The organism is Treponema sp. Marseille-Q4523 (genome assembly GCF_016901105.1).
GTDB lineage: Bacteria > Spirochaetota > Spirochaetia > Treponematales > Treponemataceae > Treponema_D.
In genome coordinates this window covers 1-24771 of the sequence record NZ_JAFEVM010000013.1, presented here as the reverse complement: position 1 = coordinate 24771, position 24771 = coordinate 1, and the positions used below count along the sequence as shown (strand labels likewise).

The following is a 24771-nucleotide window of genomic DNA, read 5'->3' as shown; positions in this document are numbered from 1 at the left end:
TTGATTTCGGGCTTTCTGAGGCTTGCCGTGCGCTCTGATACTTTCCAAGCTCGCCATTTACCCTTTTAATAAAACAGCGAAAAATAATAACTTGTAATGTCGTCTTCCCCTTTTCCCGAAAGCTCGTACGATGTCGTGTGAAACAAAAGGGCGCATTTCGTATCTTCGTCGATGAGATGCGTGAGCACGTAGATGCCGGGTCGATTATCGCACACCGCGTATATCCACGTCTTCTTCGACGGTGCATCGAAAAAGATGCGCGAAGATGCATCCTTGCGAGCGGTCTCTTTTATACCGCTTAAATGAGAAAAGTCGGTCGAGATCAATAAAAAATTGTATTTTCTGTTTCGGCGTGTAAAGTAAGGCGCGAGTGCACTTGTCAATTTTTCGGCATCGCTTTGGTTTACGGGCGGTTCTCCGCCAACGGCGACGGCTGCGACGCGGGCGTTCGGAAAATACCGCGCGATATAGGGGATGAGCGTCGTGATGCCGTGTTCGAGCGGAAACACTTGCGCATCGTATGAAACGCCGAGCACCTTTGCGATGTCGGCTTCCGTCTTTCGTTCGGTCATTGTCGTGCGTCCGCCTCCTGCATTCCACGAGACATCGGCAAGAGACCACGGTTTTGTCGAAAGATCCCAATGCGAGGGGCTTACGATAAAAAACGTCCGCACCTTCCGTCTTGCGGCGATCTCGCGAAAGAGAGCGTCGATTTGCCCGTGCGCGAGCAAGTGGTGGCTTACAGTCGCCGCCCACGGAAACGAATCGGAGGGCGGAAGCGCTTCGAAGGGAAGTTCGATCGAATACGGTTCGCTATCCTGCTCTGCCGCCCACGTCGGTATGAAATACACCGTATCCGCCTGTTTCCTCTTCAGGCGGAAAGCGCACATACATATTGTTAATAATGCGGCGGCAAAGAGTGGGCTTAATAATATGAGAAAACGCCGTCGTCGGGTATGATCCATCCTCTTTCCCAAAACGGATAATACGCTTCGATATTTCCGTCTTTTCGATATACGATTTTTTTCCACTCTTCATCGGTCATACGTTTGTTGATCGGTACGGCGAATTCCGCGTAGCTGAAACAATAGCCGACTGCGATACGCTTGCCGCCCTGTCCGTCGTTGAGCGCGACATAGATGCGCAAAGGAGAGGCGATGCCCGTTTCGAGAACCGTTCCCGACTCCGCATCCGTAAATACATCGGCAATGCATGCCATTTTAAAAGCGTCTTCGTCGTTCGTGTACGCAGCGTCGAAACCGTTGTGAACCAAAACGTATTTTTCGAGTTCGGCGGCGATTACGGGTATCCATCGATTTTCTTCATCGCTTATCAGCTTGTCCGCCGCTTCTTTTCTGCATATCGCGAGTATCTTTTGATACATTTTCAAAAGACCGTTGAGCACGATTTCCGCATCGGCGTCGAGCAGATCGTAAGTCGTGTACACCGAGCGCAGCTTTTGTACCGAATTGAGCGATGCGATCCAAAAGGGGATATTCGGTTCTATGTAATGCGTCGGGCGCGGGATCGGCTCGGTCCTGAACGTCGGTTCGAAATCGCCGCCGCCGCCTTTTTCCGCATAGCACTGTTTGGTATATAAAATCGTATCGTGCCGAAGTTCCGCCCACGCGCTGTGAGCCGTTATAAGAGATTTTAAATTCCACAGCGGTGTTTCGGTAAAATAAAATCCGGCGCCGCTTTCAAATTGTGCAAGCGTTTTGATTTGACGCAGCACTTGCGTATAATAGGTTTTATTCCAATAGTCATCGCCGTACGAATCGATTTCGCGTTCGATCGCATCGAGCGTTTCGCGGAACCCGATCGCTTCATGCTCTTTATATTCATTTTCCAAAAGCAGATCCGCCGATCGGGAACCGAACGCTTTTATGATATCAAGACCGCTTACCATAGTGCGGCCGTAGATCGTATCGCCGACGATTTTTAGAAGACGGGGAGAAGAAACTCTGTAATGAATTGCCGAGTCGAGCGTAAAGCGCTGACCGAAAAGTCTCCAGCCCGCAGGCGGCTCTGCCCCATCGTTTGATCTGCCGTAAAGCGCGCTTTCGGAACCGATCGCAGGAGGACGGAGTTTTTCCCGGCACAGCTTCATAAAATTAATAATATTTTTTCTGTCGGACGACCACGATGCGAAATCGGATGTGCGCGCCTCTTTCCACAGCGGAAGCACGTCGTAAAAACTCAAATCGTCCGAAAGACCGATGAGGTCGGTGATCGGATTGAAAAGCGAAGCCCATTGATCATAGAGCGCCGCATTTTTCCGCACCGTATCGATTATAAAAAGCGCGGCTTTTTCCGCTTCGAGCGTTTCGCCTGAATCGACCTTTTCACGGGCGATCAAAAAGTGAATGCGCCCGTACCACATCTGCGCACGAAAATACGCTTCGAGCGCTCCGTTTTTCGTGTAGTGACCGCGCGCTTTATACTGCGAAAAGTCTTCCCGTACGCTCGGAAATACGGAAAGCGGCAGCGCCGAACCGAAGCCCGCTTCCGTTTCCGCTTTTTTTATGCGCTTGTAATCTTCGACGACTTCTTTCGGGTACTCGGAAAGAATTTTATTTTCATCGCGCTCTTCGTATGTTACGGTTTTTTCGTAGCGTATGTTTTTTTCGATTCTTTCGGGTGCCGTACGGAGAAGCGCTTCGGCGACTTGGAAATACATGATCGCTTTGTTTTTCGTTTCGGCATCGGCGTCCGCATTCGCTTGAAGAGCAGCGATACAGTTTTGCGTCAACGACAGCAGTTTCGGCATAAATGCGAACTCTTCCGTGTATTGCAGCATTCTGTCGAATATGAGATGCTGCGAATGCGCAATCAAATCCGTCGATATAAAATACGGGATAAACGGATCCTGCCTGCCGATTTCGCGGTAAAACGAAATCATATCGTCCGGCCGGTAGTATTTCCGAAGCGGCGTTTTTTGAAAGGCGATTCTGTTCGCTTCGAGCGCCGCTGCGACATCCTCGCCGAGGGGCGTGTAGCCTGCGACGGGATAAAACGCATCGTAGTCGGAATGCGTTCGATAAAGCTCTGCGGAAATCCTGTTTTTTTCGGGCGGATCGTCGAGACCGAAGAGGTCGGCACCGAATACATAGCCCGTTTTACCCTGCCACTCGACGGGATAAAACCAATTGTAATTGTCTTGAAACGGAAATGTGCGGTGCGTGTAATCCGGCAGCGTCGTATCGGCATTGATGATTTTTTCTCCGAATATCCTGACGATAGAAGCAAAGGGAATAGGGGTGCCGTGCATATCGTTTTCGTTTTTGATCGAAGCTTCTCCGTTCGATATATCGATATCGAAATCCGATTCGGGATAGAGCATGCATACGCGGCTTCCGACTACAGCCGTGCGAGCATAGTTCATCCCCTGATCGGGAAAAGGCACGAACGTAAGTGCATCGTTTACATACGCTGCGTGAGCGTCGGTATGAAAGGCACCGTCGGCGGCATCGAGCCGTTCGAATGATACGACGCTTGTATTGTTATAGCGGGGGAGCGGTAGGATTTCTTCGGTCGTTTCCGCTTCGCTGGTCGATCTCATTTTCGTCTCCTGTCGCGCAGGATCGACTTTCGCTTTTGTGCAGCTTATAAACAATATCGATAAAAAAAGAAATATGTATGCACGCATTACATAAGTATATCGTCGTACCGGGGATTTAACAATATACGGATGGCGCACTATCGATGCTACATACGATATAAACAATATGCGTACCGCCTCCGCGCACCGGAACAGGAGATCGGCAATATGCGAACGGGGACTTACAAACGGGCAAAAAAAATCCCGCCCGATGAAGGCAGGATTTTATCGGATTAACTGATTTTATTTCTTTTTGCTGTCTTCCGCTTTAATGAAATTCAATTCGCCGCGTACAAGTGTAACATCTTTACCGACGGCGCGGTTGATCCATTTTTTTGCTTTTTCGTATTCGTCGTAATGTTGAAAGCCTTTAATACGCAGCGCATAGTCGAGATCGTATTCGAAGTTTCCGATATAGACGAACTGCGCGCCTTCGGGAATGACGATTTTCACTGAGAGCGGAACATCAAAAAAATCCTGATAAGTACTGAAGAGTCTGCACCGTGCATAGTCGAGTGTTACCGTTCCGTCCGCATCTATTTTTGCGGTATAATAAAACGGCTCTTCGAATTCCCACACGGGTTTAAAAGTTTCACCCATTGAATAGGTACTCGGGTTTTTATTTTCCTCAGCATACAGCCCTTTTCTGCGTCCTTCGATATCGATAGGCGTTTTAAAAGAAATCCTTCCGACGATGACGACCTTATTGCCGCCCGGAATTTTTACCGATTTTTCTTTTACGTCTGCTGCAAACAGTGTTGCCGCTGTAAAGATAAAGCATAAGCCTGAAATTAATAATTTATTTCTTCGATTCATTTGCCAATTCCTCCATACGTTTTTCAATCACCGGTTCCCAATCCGTGTTTTTAAAATACGACTGCATCGACTTCAACGATTCGTATTCGTTCTTATGTTCCGGATCGTTTTTATCGTAATACAAAAGTCCCGGTTTGTTAAAGACGTAATCGACTCCTTGTATGCCGCAATACATGACCGTATCGCCATATGCACCCGAGTTTCTATATGCATATATTGCAATTTCACTGCCTACCGGTAATGGCCGTATAAAAAACATCGATTTCGTTTTTGCGACGGCCACAAGAAAAATCGATGTTCCCGTCGTTGTTCCGCTTACCTGCGCATCATAGCGTTGATAACCGAAAGCGGGATTTTGCTGAAATACGTGGAAATCGACATATTCGCTCCCGAATAACACGACGCAATCTTTCGGGCTTCCCCAATTTCCGCTCGTTACCGCTTTTTTGACATCGCTTTTGCTTGCGCCGAATTTATAACCCGTCGAAAAGCAGCTTGTCGCCGTCATTGTCGCTGCGATGAGCGCAACGATTCCGATCAATTTTTTCATCTTGCTGTTTGTCTCCTATCAATAATAAGATATACATTCGAAGAAAATGAAACCGCCCGAAAAATCGGATTTCGAACGGCTTCCTCGATCTGTATGTTATGTTGTTATCGTTCAACCAATTTTACACCTGCAAATATGAGAACGCTGTTTGATTTTTCCGAAGTGTCTTTAAAAAATACGGAGTAGTTCGAATGCATATACTGTACGCCGATCATCGGTGCGAACCAATCGGTCACACGGTACGCCGCGTATGCACCCCCGCCGATACCGAAGTAAAAACGGTCGGAACGATCATCGCCTGTCAGCGTTGTCGTATTCGTGAGACCGAGCCGCGCTTCCGCAAAGGGCGCGACGATGAATTTGTTGAATGCGAGCGGCACTTGAAAACGGATCGCGCCGCCGACGGTCGTCATCGATTTCGCTTCCTTGTATTTTTCTTCGTTGTATTTATTCATTACGGTGACATTGTCCACTTTTTCGGTTTGGATGAAAGGACCGCCGCCGAAAAATTTTCTCATAAACAATACCGACAGATTGAATCCGGTCGATTTCGTTTCGAACGGAATGAGCGCGCCGGCAGAAATATTGATAAGATAGGGATCGTCGATTTCAAGACCGTTTACGCTGGACGCTCCGCCTCTCTTTTTGGAATTCTTTTTCGCGGTTCCGGTATTTTTCGCTTCTCCGAATTCCGAAAGTCGCCAGACACCCTGTTCTTCCGTCCACAGAGACGGGATTGCTTCTTTGCCTTCGGGCGTAAAAGAGACTTTCATACCGTTCGTCGATTCTTCCGCAGCACCGGCTTCGGTCGTAAGCGCGCCGTCATCTCCTTGAAATGCCTTCCACACTTTGTATGCGAGCGCATAGCGCAAACCTTCGATCGGATCGTAAGCGAATATTTCGACGATGATGGAACGGACGGCTGAAGGAGCCGTTGCAAGCACATCGAGGAATTCATCGCCGCCCGTTTTCGAAACCATTTCGTTCGAAATATATTTTCCGAGCGAAAAGAAGAGCGTGTTTTTATCTGCAGTCGATTTTACAAATTGTTTTGCACGTTCATCGATATTTTGCTTTTTATCTCCTGCGATATTTCGTTCGACGAAAGATTTGATGATCGACGCGGGGATCGAAAAATTCGTCGATTCCCGGTATGTCGCTTTCCACGTATTGATTCCGATGATCGAATATCCCGCTTCCGATTTTGCATCCGCCGTCAAAAGCGGACCGCCCGAATTTCCCGCATCGACTTGTGCCGAATGCTGGATGAGCGTGGAAATATCGGGAGAGAGGAGCTCTTTGATTTTTGCACGCGCATTGGTTACCGTACCCTTGCCGAGCTGCCACATCGGCTCTCCTCCCAGTCCGGGAAAGCCCGCAGACCACACTTCGTCGCCGTCGCGCACCGTACTGCCGCTCAACGTTAAACCTTTCCGCGCATACGTGTCTGGCAGAGCGACGAGGGCGATATCGATGTCTTCATCCACCGCGATGATTTTGAGTTCTTTGTAATTCGAATTGGATCCGTCTTCGTTTTCGAATTCGACGTTGACGGTTTCGGCTTCTTTAAGAACGTGCCGGTTAGTGACGACGTAAGGTTTGCCGTTCGATGCATAGAATACGAAGCCCGAACCGAACGATCCCTTCAAATACGCGTCGATATCTTTCGCATACGAAGCGTATCCGCGGTTTGAAAGTTTGTCGCGGTAATCCTCTAAAAAGGTGACCGTATCTTTCGGTAAATTGCTACGCACGATGCAAACATAATTTCGCAGCGGCGCCGTAAAAGCTGCTGTAGCTAAAAAGCACAGGATCAAGACGCCGTAAAAGCGCTTTTTGTTAAAATTGCTGATCTCCATACCTTATATTATAACGACGCGGAGATACTTATGCAACGGAGCGCTTACGCCTTTAAAATCAATCTTCCGTGTCTTTGCACCGCACATCGGTCTGCCGTTTAAAATTCCTTGTGCAGACGCGGAAGTTCCCGGATCCACACGTCCGCCATGTATGCGTAACCCGAAGCGTTCGGATGAATGCCGTCTTCGCACATGAGCGAACGATAATCTTTCGCTTCGAGCATGGCCATGCGCATATCGATGTACTGGACGCCGTGACTGAGGGCGTATTTTTCGATCGAAAGCGAATAGAGTTCGTGAGCACGGTACAATTCGAAGACATCGCCGGAGAGAAAGGCGTCGATGTTTTTTTTGTTTTGACCCGAGGTGATCGTTTTATACCAGCGGTCGAGAACGAGCGGCGGCATCGTCATCAAAAGCGGGGTGATTTTATGTGCGCGGAGCGTTTCGACCGCTTCATCGAGCATACGCAAAAAGTCCGGCAGCGGATTTCGAGGTTTGTGCGGAGCATCGGGGTTTTCGCTTATCGGAGTCCAATCGTAATCGCAGTCGTTGCCGCCGCTTTCGACGATACCGAGATCGCAGCTTAAACCTTTTTCCATATCGCGCTTGAGCGTGCGAAGCGCTTTATTGATGATGTTGCCGAATACGCTTTTATTGATGAGCGTAAAGCCGAGCTTTTTTTGAGCGAGGGCGAGACTGTTTTCTTCTTCAAGGATGTCAAAGCGGCTTTCGCTGTAACCGGTGACCGCCCCTTTTAATATCGAATCTCCCCAGACCGCTATCGTGTGTATTCCGCTTTCCATACTGCGCCTCAGACGATGATGCCCTTGGTCGAAGGGATTTCTCCGCACCTTCGCACGTCGAGTTCGACGGCGCTCCGTATCGCGCGGGCGGCTGCTTTAAACATCGCTTCGATTTTGTGGTGATCGCTTCTGCCGCGGAGCGTGTCCAAATGCAGATTGCATTTTGCGCCTCCGACAAAGCCCTGCCAAAAATCTTCAACACAGTCCGTTTGAAAGCTCGCTTCTTTTCCGTCATCGCCGAGCGACACGAGGGGTATGCCCGAAATTTTTCCGTCGAAGACGAGGTAGGAACGTCCTCCGAAATCGACTGCGGCACGCGAAAGCGTTTCGTCCATCGGGTAGATAAAAAATCCCGAACGCGAGATACCGGCGCAGTCGCCGAGCGCTTTTGCGAAACAGCTTCCGAGCACGATACCCGTATCTTCGATGAGGTGATGCTGGTCGACGTTCAAATCGCCTGAAAGCGTGCCGCTCAAATCGAAGAGACCGTGTTTGCAAAAAGAGCGCAGCATGTGATCGAAAAATCCTATCGGATTTTCTACCGTATATTTTCCGCTCCCGTCAAGGTCGAGGGTGAGCGCTATCCGCGTTTCGCCCGTGTTCCGTTCTATCGATGCGATTCGTCCTGCCATAGCACGCTCCATGATCCGTCAGCCGATACTTTCAAAACTCGGCATTTATTGTAATAGGCTTAATTTCGAGTTCTTTAAAACTCGGCATTCGATTTGTTAATCTACGCCAATACCTTTCGAAGCTCGTATTCGAGGATATCGACCGCACCGAGCTTTTTCAGTTTCGGCAAAAGGAGCGGCACTTCGGATTTATCGACTGCGATTTTGATCGCGTAGCCGTCGTCCCCGTACAGCGGAGAAACGGTCGGACTTTTCATCGCGGGGATCTCTTTGATGAGCGTATCGAAGATGTCTTTTGAGCAGTTCATTTCGAGCATCACTTTGTTCCGCGCATTGAGCACCGCTTCGAAGAGCATTTTCAGTTCGTCGATCTTTTGCTTTTTTTGCGGGTCTGCGAGCGCCGTCTTCGATGCGAAAAAACACGTCGAGCTTTTCAAAATCGTGTCGACGATGCGGAGCCCGTTTTCCTGCAGCGTGCGCCCCGTCGCCGTATTGTCGATGATCATGTCGGCGTCGTCCGGCGGGAACACTTCAGTCGCGCCGTATGTCCGCACGATGATACTGTCGATTTTTTTGCTTTCGAGCCACTTGCGCGCGATCTGCTCGTATTCGGTTGCGACGACGACGCGCTTCGTTTGAAGCGTGTGATCGTCGAGCGCGTTCGGCACTGCCGCGACGATGCGCACTTTGTCGAAGCCCAAGTCCATGATCTCTTCGACATCGGCTTTCGACTCTTCGATCCAGTCGCGGCCGGTAAAGCCCGCATCGTGAGACCCCAGTTCGAGCAGTTTGCCGATGTTCTGCGGTTTCATCACTTTCGCTTCCAAATCGCTTTGATTGACGATGGGGCGGTACGCGCGTTCGGGCAAATCGACTTTGATGCCCGCGCCGCTTAAGAGGCCGACGACGTTTTCGTATATCCTTCCTTTCGGAAGGAGCAGTTTTAATTTTTCCATAGATTTTAAACTATAGCCCAAAGGCTCGGATAAATCAATCGTTCGTTCGCGCGTTGTTCATTCGCGCGTGCAGGTTTTATCGCGCTACATCATTCGTCTATTGTCTGTCAAAACGGAAAGACGGAACTGTTTCAAAAGTCGGGGACAATCCCATGCGAAAAAAAACCGCAACGAAGGCGATTGTATCTCCGTTGCGGGTAAGATCACGCTGCTGCACAAAGCGCGCGGCTGCTTTTAGAAGTCGATGTCTTTGCCGTAGTATGCAGCGAGGTAAATCTTTTTAATATCGGCAGGCGATGTTTTTCTCGGATTGGTAAGCGTACACGCATCGTTGAATGCCCGCTCGCTCATCAGATCCAATACTTTGAGGAATGCATCTTCGGGGATGACGGTGTTTTTGCCTTCTTGAATCGTGCGCGTAATGCCGACCTTTCTGTTTAAAGCCGTCACCGCTTTTGCGATATCATCTATGCCCAAAGCGCCTTCCAATTTACTGTAGCGGTCGGTTTCCTTTCTGTTGTAGTCGATGATGTACGGAAGCATGATGGCGTTCGCCTCTCCGTGTGTCAAATGAAATTCTCCGCCGATTTTATGCGCCATAGAATGCACGATGCCGAGCGAACAGTTGCTGAACGCGATACCCGCAACGGTAGATGCCGTATGCATCTTTCCGCGCGCTTCCATATCGCTGCCGTTTGCGACTGCCCGTTCGAGATATTCGAATACGAGCCGGATCGCTTCGAGCGCATAGGGATCGGTGTAATCGTCATGGGCGGTCGAAACATACGCTTCGATCGCATGCGTCATGACGTCCATACCGGTTTGCGCCGTAACGAGCGGCGGCATCTTTGCCGGGATTCTATCGTCGACGATGGCGATGTCGGGAATGATATCGGGACTGACCAAAGGATATTTGATATTTTTTTCTCTGTCGGTGATAACGGAAAATGCCGTGATTTCGGACGCCGTACCGGACGTGGACGGGATGCCGATCAGTTTTGCTTTTGTCCGCAGCTTCGGAAATTTGAATGCGACCAAATCGTCGAAATTATAGCCGGGATATTCGTAATACACCCACATGATTTTGGCTGCGTCCATCGAAGAGCCGCCGCCCAATGCGATGATCCAGTCGGGTTTGAATTCGGCCATTTTCGCCCCGCCGTCTTTACAGGTTTTAATGGACGGATCGGGTTCGACGCCGTCTATGACTTGCACCTGCATTCCCGCTTTTTCCAAATAGCCTTTGGCTTCGTCGATGAATCCGAATTTTTTCATCGAACTTCCGCCGGTGACTATGACCGCTTTTTTCCCTTCCAACGTGGAAAGGAACTCCAATGCACCTGCGCCGTGGACGATCCTGTTGGGGATACTGAACGTTGCGTACTTCATATTACCTCCTGGTTTGTATATGAGCTGAAAGCGGCGCCGATGCAGGCGTCTCTTCCAGCGTTCTTCCGCATAGCCGTATATATGTATTCGATCGATTTCGTCCCGTTTATCATAGTGATCTGCGATTGTTTAGTAAAGATTAAAACGGTATAATTTTTCGGTAAAACCAGCTGCGGCGCATACCGCATTTTATTAATTTGGAGATGCCTGTATGGGTAAAATCACATGGTCGAAAATTTTCGGAAAGTATGAGGCGCCTGAATGGATGAAGGCGATCGGTCGTTTCTTTTTCCGCAATAAAGCCGGATTTAAAAAAGCGCGGAAAATCGCGCTCATTTCGCTCGCGTCCCTTGTCGGTCTCATCGTGCTCGCCGTTGCGGCTTTGTTCGCGTGGGTGTTTATCGAGTCGAAGATGCCGGTCAAAATGGAAATAGGTTATTCGGTCGAAGAGCCGGATTTGCTCGAAAACGCGAAAGATCCGCTCGTCATTTCATTCAACGGTTCCGCGGCGAAAATCGACGATGCCGATAAAATCATTGCCGGCGGCATAGCGATGAAACCCGATATGGCAGGCGAATGGCGATGGATCGGTTCCGACGAACTCGTCTTTACGCCTTCCGAACCGTGGCCGCTCGGTACGCAGTATCAGATTTCGTTTTCAAAAAAAGATTTTGCAGACCATGTTAAAATCCGTTCGTATACGGCAAAATTTTCAACCGACGATTTTTATGCGGAAATCGAAGATGAGGAATTCTGCATCGACGCCGCCGACCCCGCAAAAAAATATATTTCGTTTTCGCTCCGCGCGAATTTTCCTATAAACTCCGACGGCATCGAAAAGCTCGTCTCGCTTTCTCCCGATATGAAAAATCCGAAAAGCGGTACTTTCGAAAAACGCAGCTATACGGTCACGGCGGGTTTGAGCGACGACAAGCGCACCGCGTTTTTTGCGTCCGAACCGCTCGGCGTGCCTGCAAAAGACGTAACGATGAACATTGCGATCGCGGCGGGAATCAAATCGGCTTCGGGCGGATCGCCTTTGAAAAAGATGACGGCTTCGGTTACCGTTCCCGGTTCTTCAAGTTATGCCAAAATCGAATCGATAGATTTTACCCTTGTCAAAAACGACGCGCAGGAATACGAGCAGGTGATCGCGATCGAAACGACGGCGAAGATAAGCGCCGACAATTTGCAAAGCGCGCTTTCGGTATACGAGCTGCCGCAGGATAAACCTGCAGAACCGGGCAGACGCGGCGAAAAAGATTACGAGTGGTACAGCGAAGAAGAAGTTACCGACACCGTTATTAAAAACAGTAAAGCGCTTTCGTTTACGGCGCTGCCGTCGGAACTCGAATACGATACGATGCATTCGTTTGTAATCGATGCGAAACCGGGCGCGTATCTGTACGTCGCGGTAAAAGACGGTGCGAAATTTTACGGCGATTATTATCTGACCGATCCTCACGGAGAAGTCGTGAAGGTGCGCTCCTATCCGAAAGAGACGACGATTTTATCGGACGGTACGATCATTTCGATGCGCGGCAGCAAAAAGATTCCGGTGCTCACGCGCGGCGTCGACAAAGTGTACTACACGGTGTGGCGCATGCAGAGCGACGAAATCAATCACATCGCATCGATGTCGAACGGCGATATGAAAAATTTTTCGTTCAACTACGACTATATCTTCAATCAAAACAATGTGAGTGCGGTCTATCGTTCCGACGCTTCGGTCGCTGCGACGAGCGCGAAAAAACCGTCGTACACGAACTTCGATTTCTCAGGCTATTTGAATTCGATCCCGTCGCAGCATCTCAAGTACGGTCTCTTTTTGTTCCGCGTGTCGAGCGAAAAAAACGGGCGCGGCGACGAGCGGCTCATCCTCGTAACCGATCAGGGGATCATCGTAAAAAGAAATGCAGATAAAACCTGCGACGTATTCGTACAGTCGATCGCGACGGGGCGCCCTGTCGCGGGTTCCGAAATAAGAGTCGTAGCGCTCAACGGCGACACGCTCGCTTCGGGCGTTACGGCATCCGACGGTCACGTAACGCTTCCCGCTCTTTCGATGAACAACAAGGAACATCGTCCCGTCGCCTATACTGCGATAAACGGAAACGACTTCGCGTTTATGCCGTATGCCGATTACGGACGCTCGCTCGATTATTCGGATTTCAATACGGGCGGCGAATACGGCGCGCTCGATCCCGATGCGATCCACACCTATATTTTTTCAGACCGCGGCATCTATCGGCCGGGAGATACGGCAAAGCTGGGTCTCATCGTCAAAGCGGGGGATTGGGCGAAGAGTCTTGCGGGTACTCCTCTCGCTTACGTCGTTACGGATCCGAACGGCACGGAGATAGTCGATAAAGAATTCGCGCTCAACGACGCGGGCTTTGAAGAAATCAAATTCGCCACGCAGTCCTACTCTCCGACCGGCGAATACAACGTTTCCGCATATTTCAGAAAACAGCGTTCCGACGGAAAAATCGAACGCGTTTTTCTCGGAAACGAAACGGTCAAAGTCGAAGAATTTTTGCCGGATACGCTTTCGATCTCGACGGCTTTCGATCCGCTTCCGGCTTCAGGCTGGATCCGGCCGGCAAAGCTTACGGGCGTCGTAAAGCTTCGAAACCTCTTCGGCACGGTCGCGGCGGGCAATAAAGTTTCGGCGGAGATTTCGCTCGCTCCGGGATATATGCGCTTTCCGCAGTACCGCGGCTACGTATTTTCCGATCCGTATACCGGAAAAGATTCGTATACGGAAAAGCTCGACGAAAAGACGACCGACGATGAGGGACGGGCGGAGTTTGCGATCGACGTCGAAAAATTTGCCAAAGCATCGTACCGCATGACCTTTACGGCTGACGGTTACGAAAAAGGCAGCGGCCGCGCGGTCTCTTCACAGTCGTCGGTATACGTTTCTCCGCTCGAATATCTCATCGGCGTAAAAGCCGACGGCGATCTTTCGTACATCAAAAAGGATTCGGCACGCGAACTGACGCTCATCGCAGTCGGCCCCGACCTCAAACAGAGAGCAGTGTCGGGAGTCGAACTTGCCGTCACGGAAAACCGCTACGTGTCCGTACTCGTCAAGCAGCCGAACGGCGCGTATAAATATCAATCGGTAAAAAAAGAATATCCGGTATTTACGAAAACGGTTACGATCCCCGAAGCGGGATTGAAATATCGGCTGCCCGTTTCGGATGAAGGCGATTTTACGTTGACGCTGAAAAACGGAGAAGGTCTCGAATTTAATAAAACGCCGTATTCCGTTATCGGCGAAAAGAATTTGCAGCGAAGCCTGTCGCGTACCGCGGAGCTCGAAGTAAAGATGGAAAAAAGCGATTTCCGTCCGGGAGACACGGCGCAGATTTTTATCAAAGCGCCGTATGCGGGAAGCGGTCTCATCGCCGTCGAACGCGATAAAGTGTATACGTACAAATGGTTCCGTTCCGACGGCGCGTCCTCTCTGCAGTCGATCGCAATCCCGCAGGGACTTGAAGGAAACGGTTATATCACGATCATGTACGCGCGCTCCTACGACTCCGAAGAAATCTACATGAGTCCCTTCTGCTATGCGGCCGTTCCGTTTTCGGTCAGCCTCGAGCGGCGTACAAACGAAATCACGCTTGATGTAGCGCGTGAAGCGAAGCCTGGAACCGATTACACGATTTCGTATTCGAGTAAGAGGCCGGGAAAAATCGTCGTCATGGCGATCGACGAAGGCATTTTGCAAGTTGCGCGCTATAAAACGCCCGATCCGCTTGCATACTTTTTTAAAAAGCGCGCGCTCGAAGTTTCGACATCTCAAGTGCTCGATTTGGTTTTGCCCGAATACAATATCCTCCGTACGCTCGCTGCGGCAGGCGGCGGTGAAGACTACGATCTGCTCGCGCACAATTTGAATCCGTTTAAGCGAAAACAAAACGAGCCGGTCGCCTATTGGTCGGGCATCGTCGATACGGGACCCCAAAAGAGAAACCTTACCTACCGCATTCCCGATTACTTCAACGGAAGCCTCCGCGTTATGGCCGTCGCGGTGTCGTCCGATACGATCGGCGTCGCACAGGCATCGTCGGAGATAAAAGACACTTACGTCATCGTGCCGAATGCTCCGACCTTCGCCTCTCCGGGAGATACTTTCGACATATCGGTGACGGTAACGAACAACGATAAGGGTTCGGGAAGCGATGCATCCGTCGTGCTCAGCGCCGTTCCGACCGCTCACTTTTCGATCACATCCGCGCAGTCGGTCACGCTCAAGATCCCCGAAGGGAGGGATGCGACGGCGACGTTCGGCATAAAAACGAATGACGTACTCGGAGCTGCGGATATCGCGTTTACTGCAAAGGGCGCTTCGCATTCGTCGCGCATCGCTTCATCGATGAGCGTCCGTCCGTCCATGCCGTATCAAGTGCGGCTTACGAGCGGGCGCGTCACAAAAGACAAAGCGAGCGTCGACGTCGATAAAAAAATGTACAACGAATACGCGACGAGGGAAATCGCGCTTTCATACCTGCCGAGCGGGCTGGCAAAGGGTTTGCAGTTTTACCTTGAAAAATATCCGTACGGCTGTTCGGAGCAGCAAGTGAGTATGGCCTATCCGTACCTGTTCCCCGACTTGCTCAAAGAGTCGGGCAAAACGAAAGCGGACGCTCAGGAAGCGGTCGACAACGTCGTCGCAGCTCTTCAGTCGAGACAAAAGTCCGACGGTTCGATCGGATTTTGGACGCACCGTTCGGAAAGCTGGGCTGCGCTCGACGCATACTGCGCCATGTTTTTAACCGACGCGCGCGAAAACGGTTATTACGTCCCCGACGTATTTTTTAACAATCTGCTCGGCGTTTTGAAAAAGAGGGCGGCCGACACGGACGGCGGCGTATACGGCCGCGCGTTCTGCGTTTACGTGCTCACGCGGAACGAAACGGTGACGACGGATTATATCAATTCTCTGCGCAAAGATATGGATCGCGACGATAAAGCTTCCGTCGCGGGCGTTTTCCTCGCCGCATCGTATAAAATGCTCGGCATGGCGTCGGAAGGCGAAAAGCTCGTCTCGCGCGTAAAACGCGGCGTCAAAACGGCCGACAGCATCGGCTTTTTCGAAGATGACTTGTATTTCAAATCGGCGTACCTTTACCTCATTTCGGAATATTATCCCGAAAAACTTTCCGCCGTTTCCGCACATCTGCTCGAATCGATCGAAGACGAAATCGTTCACCGCCGTTACGCATCCCTTTCGGCTGCAATGACGCTCATCGCGATAAAAAGCTATCTTGCGGCAATGCCCACATCTGAAACGGGAAAATTTACCGTTGTCGAAGAATCGGGCAAAACGACGAAAGCACTTACGCCGCAGGGCGAGAAAGTCTTTACCGCCGAGTTCGCATCCGATGCGCAAAAACTTCGCTTGACGAACGAGGAAAAGACAAATCTCTTTTATCAAGTAACGCAGGGCGGATTTTTACACGATATCCCCTCAGGCGAAACGAAAGACGGTATCGAAGTGTACCGCGAATTTGTCGATGCGAACGGCAAAAAAATCGATGCGGTAAAACTCGGCGATGAAGTGACGGTAAAGGTAAACGTCCGTTCGACGAAAAACAGATCGATACGCAACGTCGCCGTCGTCGATATGCTGCCGTGCGGTTTGGAAGCGGATATCGCGTCCGTACGCGAAAGCGATACCGGCTGGAAACCCGATTACGTCGACATACGCGAAGATCGCATCGTGCTCTTCGGCACGGTGACGCAGGAACTTAAAACGTTCGTATACAAAGTGCGAGCCGTCAACTCAGGGAAGTACACGGTGCCGCCGCTCTTTGCCGAAGCGATGTACGACGGCACGCAGCGCGCGCTCCGTCCGCAAAAAAGCATAACTATCTCCGATAAATGAAAAAGCGTCATGCGGCAGCTCTCGGCATTGCGGGAGCGCTGCTGCTTTTTTGCATTGTCGATGTCGTCCGCAGCAAAGCGAACGGCATCCTCGACGGTATCTCATTTTCCGGCGCCTATGCCGACCGGAACGGAAAACTTCTCCGCGTATACCTCACTCCGGACGAACGCTTTCGCATTTATAAACCCGTTACGGAATTTCCGAAAGAATTTCTCGAAGCGCTTTTGCTTCGGGAAGACCGGCGCTTTTATGTGCATCACGGTATCAATCCCGCATCCCTCATACGTGCGGGCTGGGAAACCTACGTAAAGCGATCGCGCGTTATAGGCGCGTCAACGATCACGATGCAGACGGCAAAATTGAAATACCGCCTGTACACGCGAAGTATTCCCGGAAAACTCGCGCAGATTTTTTTAGCGCTCCGTCTCGAAGTTTTGTATTCGAAACAGGACATACTCGACGCGTACGTCAACCTCGCACCCTGCGGAAAGAACATCGAAGGCTTCGAAGCGGCTTCTTATTATTTTTTCGGAAAGAGCATCGAAAAAACGGATCTGCCGCAGCGCCTCATGCTCTGCGTACTTCCGCAAAATCCCGCAAAGCGATGTCCCTCCGCATTTCATGTCCCGGACGAACTCATCGACGCGAGACTCTCGCTTTTCGACGAATGGATAAAGGAACGTCCGGCGGCAAGCGGCGAGCGCTCTTTCGTCGCATCTCACCCTCAGCTCGTCTGCGCTTTTCCCGACGAAGCGCCGCACTATACCCGCATGCTCGAATTGCAAAGACCGCATCTTGCACATCCGCAAAAAATTATTAAGACGACAATCGATTCGAATTTGCAGGAACTCGTTGAATCGCGCATCCGCTTTTTTATCAACAGGAAGCGGCATTTGGGCATTGCGAACGCTGCTGTTCTCCTCGCCGATTCCGAAACGATGGAAGTGCTTGCGGCAGTCGGTTCGGCGCGTTTTTACGATGACGCCATTCAGGGGCAGGTAGACGGAAACATTGCAAAGCGTTCGCCCGGCTCCGCGCTGAAACCTTTTATATACGCGCTCGCCCTCGATCAGGGGATCATCCATTACGACACGATGCTCAAAGACACGCCGTCGAGTTTCAGCGAATATACGCCCGACAACTACGGCAACACATTTAAAGGCCCGATAAAAGCATGGCAGGCGCTTACGGAAAGCCGCAATATCCCCGCGATAACGCTTGCACGGAAATTGAAAAATCCCGATCTCTACGATTTTTTAGCGGACGCAGGTATCTCCGCCCTCAAAGCGAAGGACAGCTACGGGCTTTCGATCGTGCTCGGAAGCGCGGACGTAACACCCTTCGAACTTACGACGTTGTACGCTTCTTTCGTAAACGGGGGTACGGAGCGGCCGCTTAAAACGGTTATGAGCGAAAGCCGTGCGGCAATCGGCGACGCATTAACAATTAATAATTTTAAAGAACATCGACTGTTTTCGCCCGAAGCGGCGTTCATCGTGTGCAAAATGCTCGAGCAAAATCCTCCGCCCGTAGAAGCAAGACCTGCCGAAGCGAAAGCCGTTCCTGTCGCCTACAAAACGGGAACGTCCGTCGGCTTCCGCGATTCGTGGACGGCGGGCTTTTTCGGCAAGTACGTAATGTGCGTGTGGATAGGAAATTTCGACGGCGTCGGAAACAATGCCTTTCTCGGACGCAGTGCCGCAGCTCCTCTTTTTTTTGCCATCGCCGACAGTATGATCGCGTCGGGCAGAGTCGGTGCATCCCCGAAGTTTCCGCCTGAGGGAGTGACGAAGATACGCGTGTGTTCCGTGTCGGGTGCCGTTCCGACCGACGACTGCCCGAATACCGAAGAAGCGTGGTTTATCCCCGGAGTGTCGCCGATAGCGAAGTGCCGCATTCATCGAAAGATAACGATCGACACGAGAAGCGGCTACCGTACCGATGAAACCGGAAAGCCGTATTGCAAAGAAGTCGTGCGCGAATTTTGGCCGAGTGATTTACAGGCGCTTTTTGCCGAAGCGGGACTGCCGCGGCTTTCTCCTCCCGATTATCCGCCCGAGCAAAGCAAAAGCGGTTTATACAAAAGCGGCTATCCGCCGGAAATACGCTCGCCTCTCAAACATACCGAATACGTGTTCCGCTCCTCCGATCCCGCGCGCAGTACCATCGTTTTGAGCGCGTCCGCCGATGCCGATACGAAAGAATTGTTTTGGTTTTCGGGCGCGTCGTTTATCTGCAAAAGCGCGCCGGGCGAAAAATACGAATGGAGACCGTCTCCCGGCATTTACGAACTCACCGTCGCCGACGGCAAAGGCAGAAGCGATTCTTGTACGGTGAAGATTCGAAGCGCGGACTAGAGCCGGCACTTCGGACTCCGTTGAAGAGCCATGTGCGCATCGCATGTGATTTTCGCCGCTGTCTTTTTTATTAAAACAGGTGTATACTGTTCTGAGAAAACGGGAGAAGCCTATGAAGTTTTTAGTCATATCCGATTTACACGGAAATATTTCGGCACTCGAAAAACTCGAGGGAGAGTTTAAAGCGGTCGATGCGGTTTTGTTCGGCGGAGACTTCGCCGCCTTCAAGCACGCGGAAACGGGTCTGCCCGCGCTCGAAGCTTTGTGCAAAAAGCACGACGTCATCTTTTCCGTTATCGGAAACTGCGACGAACCGGATTTTTTACACGAAATCGAAAAAAAAGATATCAGCGTCGAAGGCGCGCTCGTCTACCACGACGGCATTTGTATCGCGGGAAGCGGCGGCGGCAGCAAGTTTACCGGTACGACACCGAACGAACGAACGGAAGACGAACTCCTGTCGGATTTCGACGTCATCGAACGCGCTTCGGCAAAGAGCGGCGGCACGTGGAAAAATCTCATACTCATTTCCCACAATCCGCCGAAAGATACAAAGTGCGATGCGGTAAATCCGGCTTTGCACGCGGGCTCGCAAAAATTCCGCGAATTTATAGAACGGATAAAACCGCTCGCCGTTATCACCGGACATATTCACGAAGGGGCGGCGATCGATAAAATCGGAGCGACGACGGTGATCAACCCCGGCGCACTCCTCGACGGAAATTATGCCGTTATGGAAATCGCCGAAAAAGACGGCGAGTGGAGCGTCGCAGACGCGGAACTTCGAAAGACGGAGCGATAGCGGCGCTCTCATCCGAGGAGAAAATTAATAATTGAGAATATAGTAAATTAAGAAAACTGTCCGAACACTGAAAGTTTGAACAGCCCCGTAAATTCGGCAGTGAGCCTGGCAAATAAATTTCTCGTCAAACCGATGGCTCCAAGGGAGCATTCTCCTTAAATAACCGGAAGTATTCCGCCGAAGGGGATCGCGAGCATTTTGCAAAACGCCTCGTAATAAGCTTTCGCCTTATCGTCCGAAATGCCGGTAACGAAAAACGATCCGTCCGGCACGTCCGAAAGAAAATCGGCTGCTGCAGTGAAAATATTTTCGTTTTTCTTTTTTTCCGAATGAATAAAATCGCCGTGTACTTCGATCGCATGACGCGCAACGCCGTCACGAGAATCGACGACGTTTACGTTTTTTCCCGCAGCCTTTTGCATGATATCCGCAAGGTGCGTAAAATGCGTACAGCCGAGCACGATCGTGTCGCAGCCTTTTTCCGCAAAATAATCGACCGCCGGCATAACCGCGCGCATCTTTTCGTTTTCGTCGGCGGTAACGAGCTTCCGTTCGATAAACGAAACGAGGTCGGCATCTCCGCGTGAATATATCGTACAACCGGATGCGAAACCTTTTTCGAGCTCGCGTATGTATGCGTCGCGCACAGTCGCGTTCGTCGCAAGCAAACCGATTTTTTTATTTTTTGTCACCGAAGCGGCGAGCTTTATCGCAGGCACCGTACCGATAAACGGCACGGAGGGAAAGCGTTCGCGAAGGGAGGCGAGGGCGGAAACGGAAATCGTATTGCACGCAACAACGATCGTTTCCGGACGCCACGTGTCGATGATGTGCGAAACGGCAGCCGTCGAGTATTCGATTATTTCGGGAACGGTTTTTTCTCCGTACGGAAAATGCACGGTATCGGCAAGGTAGACGCAAGTCGCGTCGGGAGCGAGCCGTTTGAGACGAAGCATATAGGGGATGCCGCCGGTACCCGAATCCAAAAACGCAAAATTCATAACACGATACCGCCGAATAAACTGTTGAACGCATCGCGCGCTTTTGCCGCCTTGTCGCCGCCGGATGCAAAATCGGTGCGCGGTGAAAACGCTGCGCAAAAGTTCGCCCTCTCTTTGTCGGCTACAAGTTCTTCCACGGTTTCCCGGCAATCGTAATGCGCGCCCGGCGAATAAAACGTACAGTTGCGGCAGACATGCAAATCGGCTCCGCAAAATTCACATACCGATGTCCTGAATATTTTTTCGGAACTGCGTATCGCGCGCTTGCACTTCCAACACATGGAATCGATTGTAATCGTTTGACTAAACAAACGCAATAGCGTACGATAAAACCATGTTTACGCTGAACAAGTGCTTCGTTCACTCGTGCAAAAATCTTTCGCTTTCCGTCTTCGATGAAACGAACGGTATGACCGAAGAACGCGGATACTGTCTCGATCACACGCCCGATCCCGGCCGCGCAAAAAAATCGATTTACGATTATATTAAAACGCACGACGTCATAGTCGGTTTAAACGCCGCAGGCATTATGTTCCGTGACATCGATTTATCGAATAAGCGATTTTACGGCTGCAATTTTCAGCACTGCACGTTTACCGATCTCCGCTCGGAAGGTTTGCGCGGCAAACTGTGCATGTTCGATTTTGCAACATTCGCCGACTGCATGCTCGCCGGTTCCACTATGCAGTTTACGTCGTTCGCCTGCTGTACCTTCTCTCACACGATATTCACCGGCAGCGACATGGTGCAAAACAATTTCAACGGCGTGCAGGCCTTTCAATCATCGTTCGACGATTCGGACTTGTACAATTCGCGCTTTATCGGTGCGCGCCTCGTCGACACATCGCTTAGAAATTGCAATATCAAAAACACTCTTTTTCTCGAATGCTCGTGCGAAAACGTTTCAATGAAAATGTCGAACACGAGGGAAGCCGTTTTCGACCGCAAGGGCAGCGAACTCTTTCAGGGGATCGCGCCGAAGATGAGGGGCGGTATATGAAAATATATTTTCATCTCAACATCGGCGGATTTTCAAACTGTTACATCATCGAAAACGAATTTAACAAAGAAGCGATCATCATCGACCCCGGAAAAATCACGGACGATATCATCAAACGCATCGAAGACGGATCGTACAAACTCACAGGCGTCTTTATCACGCACAATCACGGAAGTCATGTACACGGATTAAAAACGCTGCGCAAAATATATACGCCCGCCGTTTATGCGGCCGATTGGGAAGTCGCGGGAAACGACACGCACGTCATCACGGGCGACGGAAAAATCCGCATCGCAGGTCTTACGGTGCGCTACATGGCGCTGCCCGGTCACACCGCCGATTCCATGGTCTACAAAATCGGCAACGTCCTTTTTACCGGCGACAGTCTCTCTGCCGGAAAAATCGGAAGTACGAACAGCAGCTATTCCGATTTCGTACTCCGGAAAAACATCGAACAAAAAATCCTGTCTGAAAACGACGCGACCGTCATCATGCCGGGGCACGGGCCGCCGACCTGCGTCGGTGCGGAACGCATGTTCATCGTATGAGCCACACGCGGCCGCACGAAAGTCCCCAATTGTCGAATGCGTATTCATCGAATACTTTTGCCGCATCTTCAAACGGAATACCGTGCGTCTGCCGCACGTATGCTGCAAGCGAAGGAATCGCTTTTTGCACCGACGCCCAATTCGCAAGATTGACAAAGTATGCGGCGACGGCGGAAACGTTTTGCTGCATGATGTACGCCATAAATTCGTTGTGCACGAGATATTCGTCGTTCAAATCGTAGTTGAGATTGGGATGTAATTGCCAATAGCTCGTCAAAAAATCGCGCGAAGTTTCGTCCGTCGTATAAAAAACGGCCGCCGTCGCGTTACGAAAATTTTCGTCGGTAAAAAAAATGCCGTGCCATCCTTCATGCGCAATATAGCGATTGCGGAGCCATTCGGGCGATTCCTGTGAAATCGAAAGGAGCGCTCCGCGCCCCGCCGTATACGCCGTACCGTCGGCAACGATCACGCCGTTTGCAAGCAGGATATCGCGCAAAAGAAGTTCGCGCGCATTGAGCGGAAAATTCTCAGCTTTCGCTTTTGTAAAAAAGGCGGCAAGGGAAAGAGCATTGTAATCGTGCGCGTTAAAACCGTGCATACCTTCGAGCGCTTCGTCGGTAAGAAGCGTACCGCGATAACCCATCTTTTCGGAAAAAAATGCGAGCCGCTTGAAAAAATCGTTTTGCACGGCAAAGTCTTTCGTATCGATGATGAGCACGCCGGGAAATCTGTCCCATTCGAAGAGTTCGTAATCGCCCGTACGCCATCGATTTTTCGGCCACGAAACGATCAATCCCGGATCGGTTTTAAAAGGTGCAAAAATTTTTCCGCCCGCATTCAATTCGTTTTTGACATCGTTCCGCGTCATCATGAGAACGGAAATATTATTAATTTTATCACTGCAGGAAAACGTCGAAAAAGGATTCGCAAGAGCCGCCGTCGGTATATCGTATGCGTACGTTTTATTTCCGGAACCCGACACCCGCGTTTTATCCGTACGAAATATTATTAATTTTTCACCGCCCGCATTCAATTCCGTCTTTACGGGATTTTGCGCCGTACCCCAATCCTCCGGCGCATAAAACGCCGCGGTGATTTTCGGCATAACGGCCGTATCCGTATTTTGAGCAGGAAAGACAAGCGATGCGCCGGAAAAATCCGCTTCATCGGGCGACTCGCCCATCACGCCTCCGTTCGGCGCAAACGCAAAGAGGGGTACGGAAGCGCTTTTATCCCAGCCTATCGCCCCTCTTCGAATTTCGGCAGCGATAATCGAAGCCGGAACGGCAGCATACACGAAAAAACCGCAGGGTATGCTTTTGCCGTTTTTCATTTCGTCTTTTTCGATCGAAAGCGCGAGAGCGAATTCGGAAATATCTTTTATATGCAGACTTGCAAGCGGACGTTTTTCGATCTCTTTTTGCAGTCTGCCTCGAAACGTAAAATCGTCGGCAAATAAAAAACCGAGCATAAACGCTTTATCCGCGCCCGCCGCCTCATCTCGTGCAATCCGTATGTGCACCGAAAGAGAAGCATCACCGCTGCGTTGAATATAGGAATCAAGCTGCCGCTGCTGTTCACCGCTGAACCGATAATACGCGCAGCCCGGCCGCACCTTTTTCGATTTCGCATTTGCGTTCAATGCCCCAAGCTTCGATGCGGACACTTGCATCTCTTCCGGGAAAATAAGCGAAAGCGGAGAAGTTTTCGACCGATATTTTTTGGCAAGCAAACCGATATCGCAGGCGAGCAATACGGTAAGCACGCTTAAAAGAATTTTTTGTTTTATTGTTAATTTTTTAAAAAAAGACACCATCCGGCAATACTACATTTTTTTTACAAAAATAGCTATACTGTGGTCATGTTCACCGTTATCCCGCACTCGACGGAAGCGCTCATCCTGTCACGTGCGCAAAAAGCATCTCTTTCACGCCTTAATGCCGAAGCGGGAAAGCCTTGCTGGGTCCCGCTCTTTCCGCTGTGGGCGTTTTTTAATAATTTCGATTACTCCGCGGCTGAAAGCGATACGATCATGCAAACAGGCGGCAATGTGAATACGGCATTCGATGCGACGCAGCTGAAAACGATGCGAAATGCGATCGAGTCCTTTACGATCGGTATACCCTCCGTTTCAAACGGCGAATTTTTTTTCCCCGCAATATTGCACTTTCGAAACGGCGAAGCCGCCTGCGGAAAAATACTCGCCGGGAAAAAGACGGATGAAGAGGCAGATTCGTCCCATACTTGCGAAAATGGGAAAAAATTATTCACCCGCTTTCCGCGCTCCTGCTGCGTGTTCAGAATTGCGGATGCGGAGATCGGTGAAAGCAAAGCCGCAAACGATGAGAGTGGAACCGATAAAGCCGCAGCAAAAAATACGAACGTTGAACCTGCAAACACCGACGGCATAGAGCTGCGCACGTGGCACATAAACGCATCGCTTTGGGTAAAGGTAGGACGGTGATATGCAAAAAACAAATTTACAAATAAAAGACCTTTAATCACCGATATAATAAGGAAAATTTTTAAAAATGATTCGCACTGAACAATGA

General features: G+C 50.5%; 18 protein-coding genes. 6 read left to right on the top strand and 12 right to left on the bottom strand.

Going from position 1 to position 24771, the window contains the following annotated elements:
- Positions 1-65: 65 nt before the first annotated feature.
- The 9 genes from amrB to JSQ97_RS05625 all read right to left on the bottom strand — a co-directional run bounded on the left by amrB (position 66) and on the right by JSQ97_RS05625 (position 10609).
- Complete coding sequence (gene amrB / locus JSQ97_RS05665) at positions 66-851, bottom strand: AmmeMemoRadiSam system protein B (RefSeq protein ID WP_205075162.1); 786 nt, start codon at positions 849-851, stop codon at positions 66-68.
- Between the two features lie 74 nt (positions 852-925).
- Entirely contained in the window at positions 926-3562 is a 2637-nt protein-coding gene (locus JSQ97_RS05660) for a DUF3160 domain-containing protein (protein ID WP_205075161.1), read from the bottom strand.
- 282 nt (positions 3563-3844) lie between these two features.
- Positions 3845-4417: a hypothetical protein gene (locus tag JSQ97_RS05655; RefSeq protein WP_205075160.1), complete on the bottom strand. Its 573-nt coding sequence runs from the start codon at positions 4415-4417 to the stop codon at positions 3845-3847.
- Positions 4401-4967 (bottom strand): hypothetical protein, encoded by a 567-nt coding sequence (locus JSQ97_RS05650; RefSeq protein WP_205075159.1) that lies wholly within the window; start codon positions 4965-4967, stop codon positions 4401-4403. The genes JSQ97_RS05655 and JSQ97_RS05650 overlap by 17 nt, the downstream gene beginning before the upstream one ends.
- 104 nt (positions 4968-5071) lie before the next feature.
- Positions 5072-6826 carry a S1 family peptidase gene (locus tag JSQ97_RS05645; RefSeq protein WP_205075158.1) on the bottom strand — a complete coding sequence of 585 codons (1755 nt, stop codon included), beginning with the start codon at positions 6824-6826 and terminating at the stop codon, positions 5072-5074.
- Positions 6827-6924: 98 nt separating this feature from the next.
- Positions 6925-7632: an SGNH/GDSL hydrolase family protein gene (locus JSQ97_RS05640; RefSeq protein ID WP_205075157.1), complete on the bottom strand. Its 708-nt coding sequence runs from the start codon at positions 7630-7632 to the stop codon at positions 6925-6927.
- Positions 7633-7640: 8 nt separating this feature from the next.
- Positions 7641-8264: an imidazoleglycerol-phosphate dehydratase gene (locus tag JSQ97_RS05635; RefSeq protein ID WP_205075156.1), complete on the bottom strand. Its 624-nt coding sequence runs from the start codon at positions 8262-8264 to the stop codon at positions 7641-7643.
- A 101-nt stretch (positions 8265-8365) separates the two neighbouring features.
- Positions 8366-9220, bottom strand: coding sequence for an ATP phosphoribosyltransferase (gene hisG / locus JSQ97_RS05630; protein ID WP_205075155.1), 855 nt, complete (start codon positions 9218-9220; stop codon positions 8366-8368).
- Positions 9221-9454: 234 nt separating this feature from the next.
- Positions 9455-10609 carry an iron-containing alcohol dehydrogenase gene (locus JSQ97_RS05625; RefSeq protein ID WP_205075154.1) on the bottom strand — a complete coding sequence of 385 codons (1155 nt, stop codon included), beginning with the start codon at positions 10607-10609 and terminating at the stop codon, positions 9455-9457.
- Between the two features lie 211 nt (positions 10610-10820).
- Between JSQ97_RS05625 and JSQ97_RS05620 the strand changes: the two genes are divergently transcribed.
- From JSQ97_RS05620 to JSQ97_RS05610, 3 genes are all read left to right on the top strand, one after another.
- Entirely contained in the window at positions 10821-16508 is a 5688-nt protein-coding gene (locus JSQ97_RS05620; RefSeq protein ID WP_205075153.1) for an alpha-2-macroglobulin family protein, read from the top strand.
- On the top strand, positions 16505-18865 hold the full coding sequence (gene pbpC / locus JSQ97_RS05615) for a penicillin-binding protein 1C (protein WP_205075152.1): 2361 nt from the start codon (positions 16505-16507) through the stop codon (positions 18863-18865). The genes JSQ97_RS05620 and pbpC overlap by 4 nt, the downstream gene beginning before the upstream one ends.
- A gap of 112 nt (positions 18866-18977) precedes the next feature.
- Positions 18978-19667, top strand: coding sequence for a metallophosphoesterase (locus JSQ97_RS05610; protein WP_205075151.1), 690 nt, complete (start codon positions 18978-18980; stop codon positions 19665-19667).
- A gap of 155 nt (positions 19668-19822) precedes the next feature.
- Here the strand turns inward: JSQ97_RS05610 and murI are convergent, their stop codons facing one another.
- Together murI and JSQ97_RS05600 are read right to left on the bottom strand one after the other, a co-directional pair.
- Complete coding sequence (gene murI / locus JSQ97_RS05605; RefSeq protein ID WP_205075150.1) at positions 19823-20668, bottom strand: glutamate racemase; 846 nt, start codon at positions 20666-20668, stop codon at positions 19823-19825.
- Positions 20665-20979 (bottom strand): hypothetical protein, encoded by a 315-nt coding sequence (locus JSQ97_RS05600; RefSeq protein ID WP_239446981.1) that lies wholly within the window; start codon positions 20977-20979, stop codon positions 20665-20667. Before JSQ97_RS05600 ends, murI begins: the two co-directional genes overlap by 4 nt.
- A gap of 23 nt (positions 20980-21002) precedes the next feature.
- Between JSQ97_RS05600 and JSQ97_RS05595 the strand changes: the two genes are divergently transcribed.
- The gene (locus JSQ97_RS05595) at positions 21003-21668 is read left to right on the top strand and encodes a pentapeptide repeat-containing protein (protein ID WP_205075149.1); all 666 of its coding nucleotides are present in this window, start codon (positions 21003-21005) and stop codon (positions 21666-21668) included.
- Positions 21665-22216 carry an MBL fold metallo-hydrolase gene (locus tag JSQ97_RS05590; RefSeq protein ID WP_205075148.1) on the top strand — a complete coding sequence of 184 codons (552 nt, stop codon included), beginning with the start codon at positions 21665-21667 and terminating at the stop codon, positions 22214-22216. Before JSQ97_RS05595 ends, JSQ97_RS05590 begins: the two co-directional genes overlap by 4 nt.
- Here the strand turns inward: JSQ97_RS05590 and JSQ97_RS05585 are convergent.
- Entirely contained in the window at positions 22206-24035 is a 1830-nt protein-coding gene (locus tag JSQ97_RS05585; RefSeq protein WP_205075147.1) for a hypothetical protein, read from the bottom strand. The genes JSQ97_RS05590 and JSQ97_RS05585 overlap by 11 nt on opposite strands.
- 45 nt (positions 24036-24080) lie before the next feature.
- Here JSQ97_RS05585 and JSQ97_RS05580 point away from each other — a divergent pair, with 45 nt between their 5' ends.
- Entirely contained in the window at positions 24081-24683 is a 603-nt protein-coding gene (locus tag JSQ97_RS05580; protein WP_205075146.1) for a hypothetical protein, read from the top strand.
- The last annotated feature ends 88 nt before the right edge of the window (positions 24684-24771 follow it).

Bases quoted from the DNA above. Each gene is read 5' to 3' on its own strand.
- JSQ97_RS05660 (WP_205075161.1), bottom strand. From the start codon at position 3,562: ATGAGATCGACCAGCGAAGCGGAAACGACCGAAGAAATCCTACCGCTC.
- JSQ97_RS05655 (WP_205075160.1), bottom strand. From the start codon at position 4,417: ATGAATCGAAGAAATAAATTATTAATTTCAGGCTTATGCTTTATCTTT.
- JSQ97_RS05650 (WP_205075159.1), bottom strand. From the start codon at position 4,967: ATGAAAAAATTGATCGGAATCGTTGCGCTCATCGCAGCGACAATGACG.
- JSQ97_RS05645 (WP_205075158.1), bottom strand. From the start codon at position 6,826: ATGGAGATCAGCAATTTTAACAAAAAGCGCTTTTACGGCGTCTTGATC.
- JSQ97_RS05640 (WP_205075157.1), bottom strand. From the start codon at position 7,632: ATGGAAAGCGGAATACACACGATAGCGGTCTGGGGAGATTCGATATTA.
- JSQ97_RS05635 (WP_205075156.1), bottom strand. From the start codon at position 8,264: ATGGCAGGACGAATCGCATCGATAGAACGGAACACGGGCGAAACGCGG.
- hisG (WP_205075155.1), bottom strand. From the start codon at position 9,220: ATGGAAAAATTAAAACTGCTCCTTCCGAAAGGAAGGATATACGAAAAC.
- JSQ97_RS05625 (WP_205075154.1), bottom strand. From the start codon at position 10,609: ATGAAGTACGCAACGTTCAGTATCCCCAACAGGATCGTCCACGGCGCA.
- JSQ97_RS05620 (WP_205075153.1), top strand. From the start codon at position 10,821: ATGGGTAAAATCACATGGTCGAAAATTTTCGGAAAGTATGAGGCGCCT.
- pbpC (WP_205075152.1), top strand. From the start codon at position 16,505: ATGAAAAAGCGTCATGCGGCAGCTCTCGGCATTGCGGGAGCGCTGCTG.
- JSQ97_RS05610 (WP_205075151.1), top strand. From the start codon at position 18,978: ATGAAGTTTTTAGTCATATCCGATTTACACGGAAATATTTCGGCACTC.
- murI (WP_205075150.1), bottom strand. From the start codon at position 20,668: ATGAATTTTGCGTTTTTGGATTCGGGTACCGGCGGCATCCCCTATATG.
- JSQ97_RS05595 (WP_205075149.1), top strand. From the start codon at position 21,003: ATGTTTACGCTGAACAAGTGCTTCGTTCACTCGTGCAAAAATCTTTCG.
- JSQ97_RS05590 (WP_205075148.1), top strand. From the start codon at position 21,665: ATGAAAATATATTTTCATCTCAACATCGGCGGATTTTCAAACTGTTAC.
- JSQ97_RS05585 (WP_205075147.1), bottom strand. From the start codon at position 24,035: ATGGTGTCTTTTTTTAAAAAATTAACAATAAAACAAAAAATTCTTTTA.
- JSQ97_RS05580 (WP_205075146.1), top strand. From the start codon at position 24,081: ATGTTCACCGTTATCCCGCACTCGACGGAAGCGCTCATCCTGTCACGT.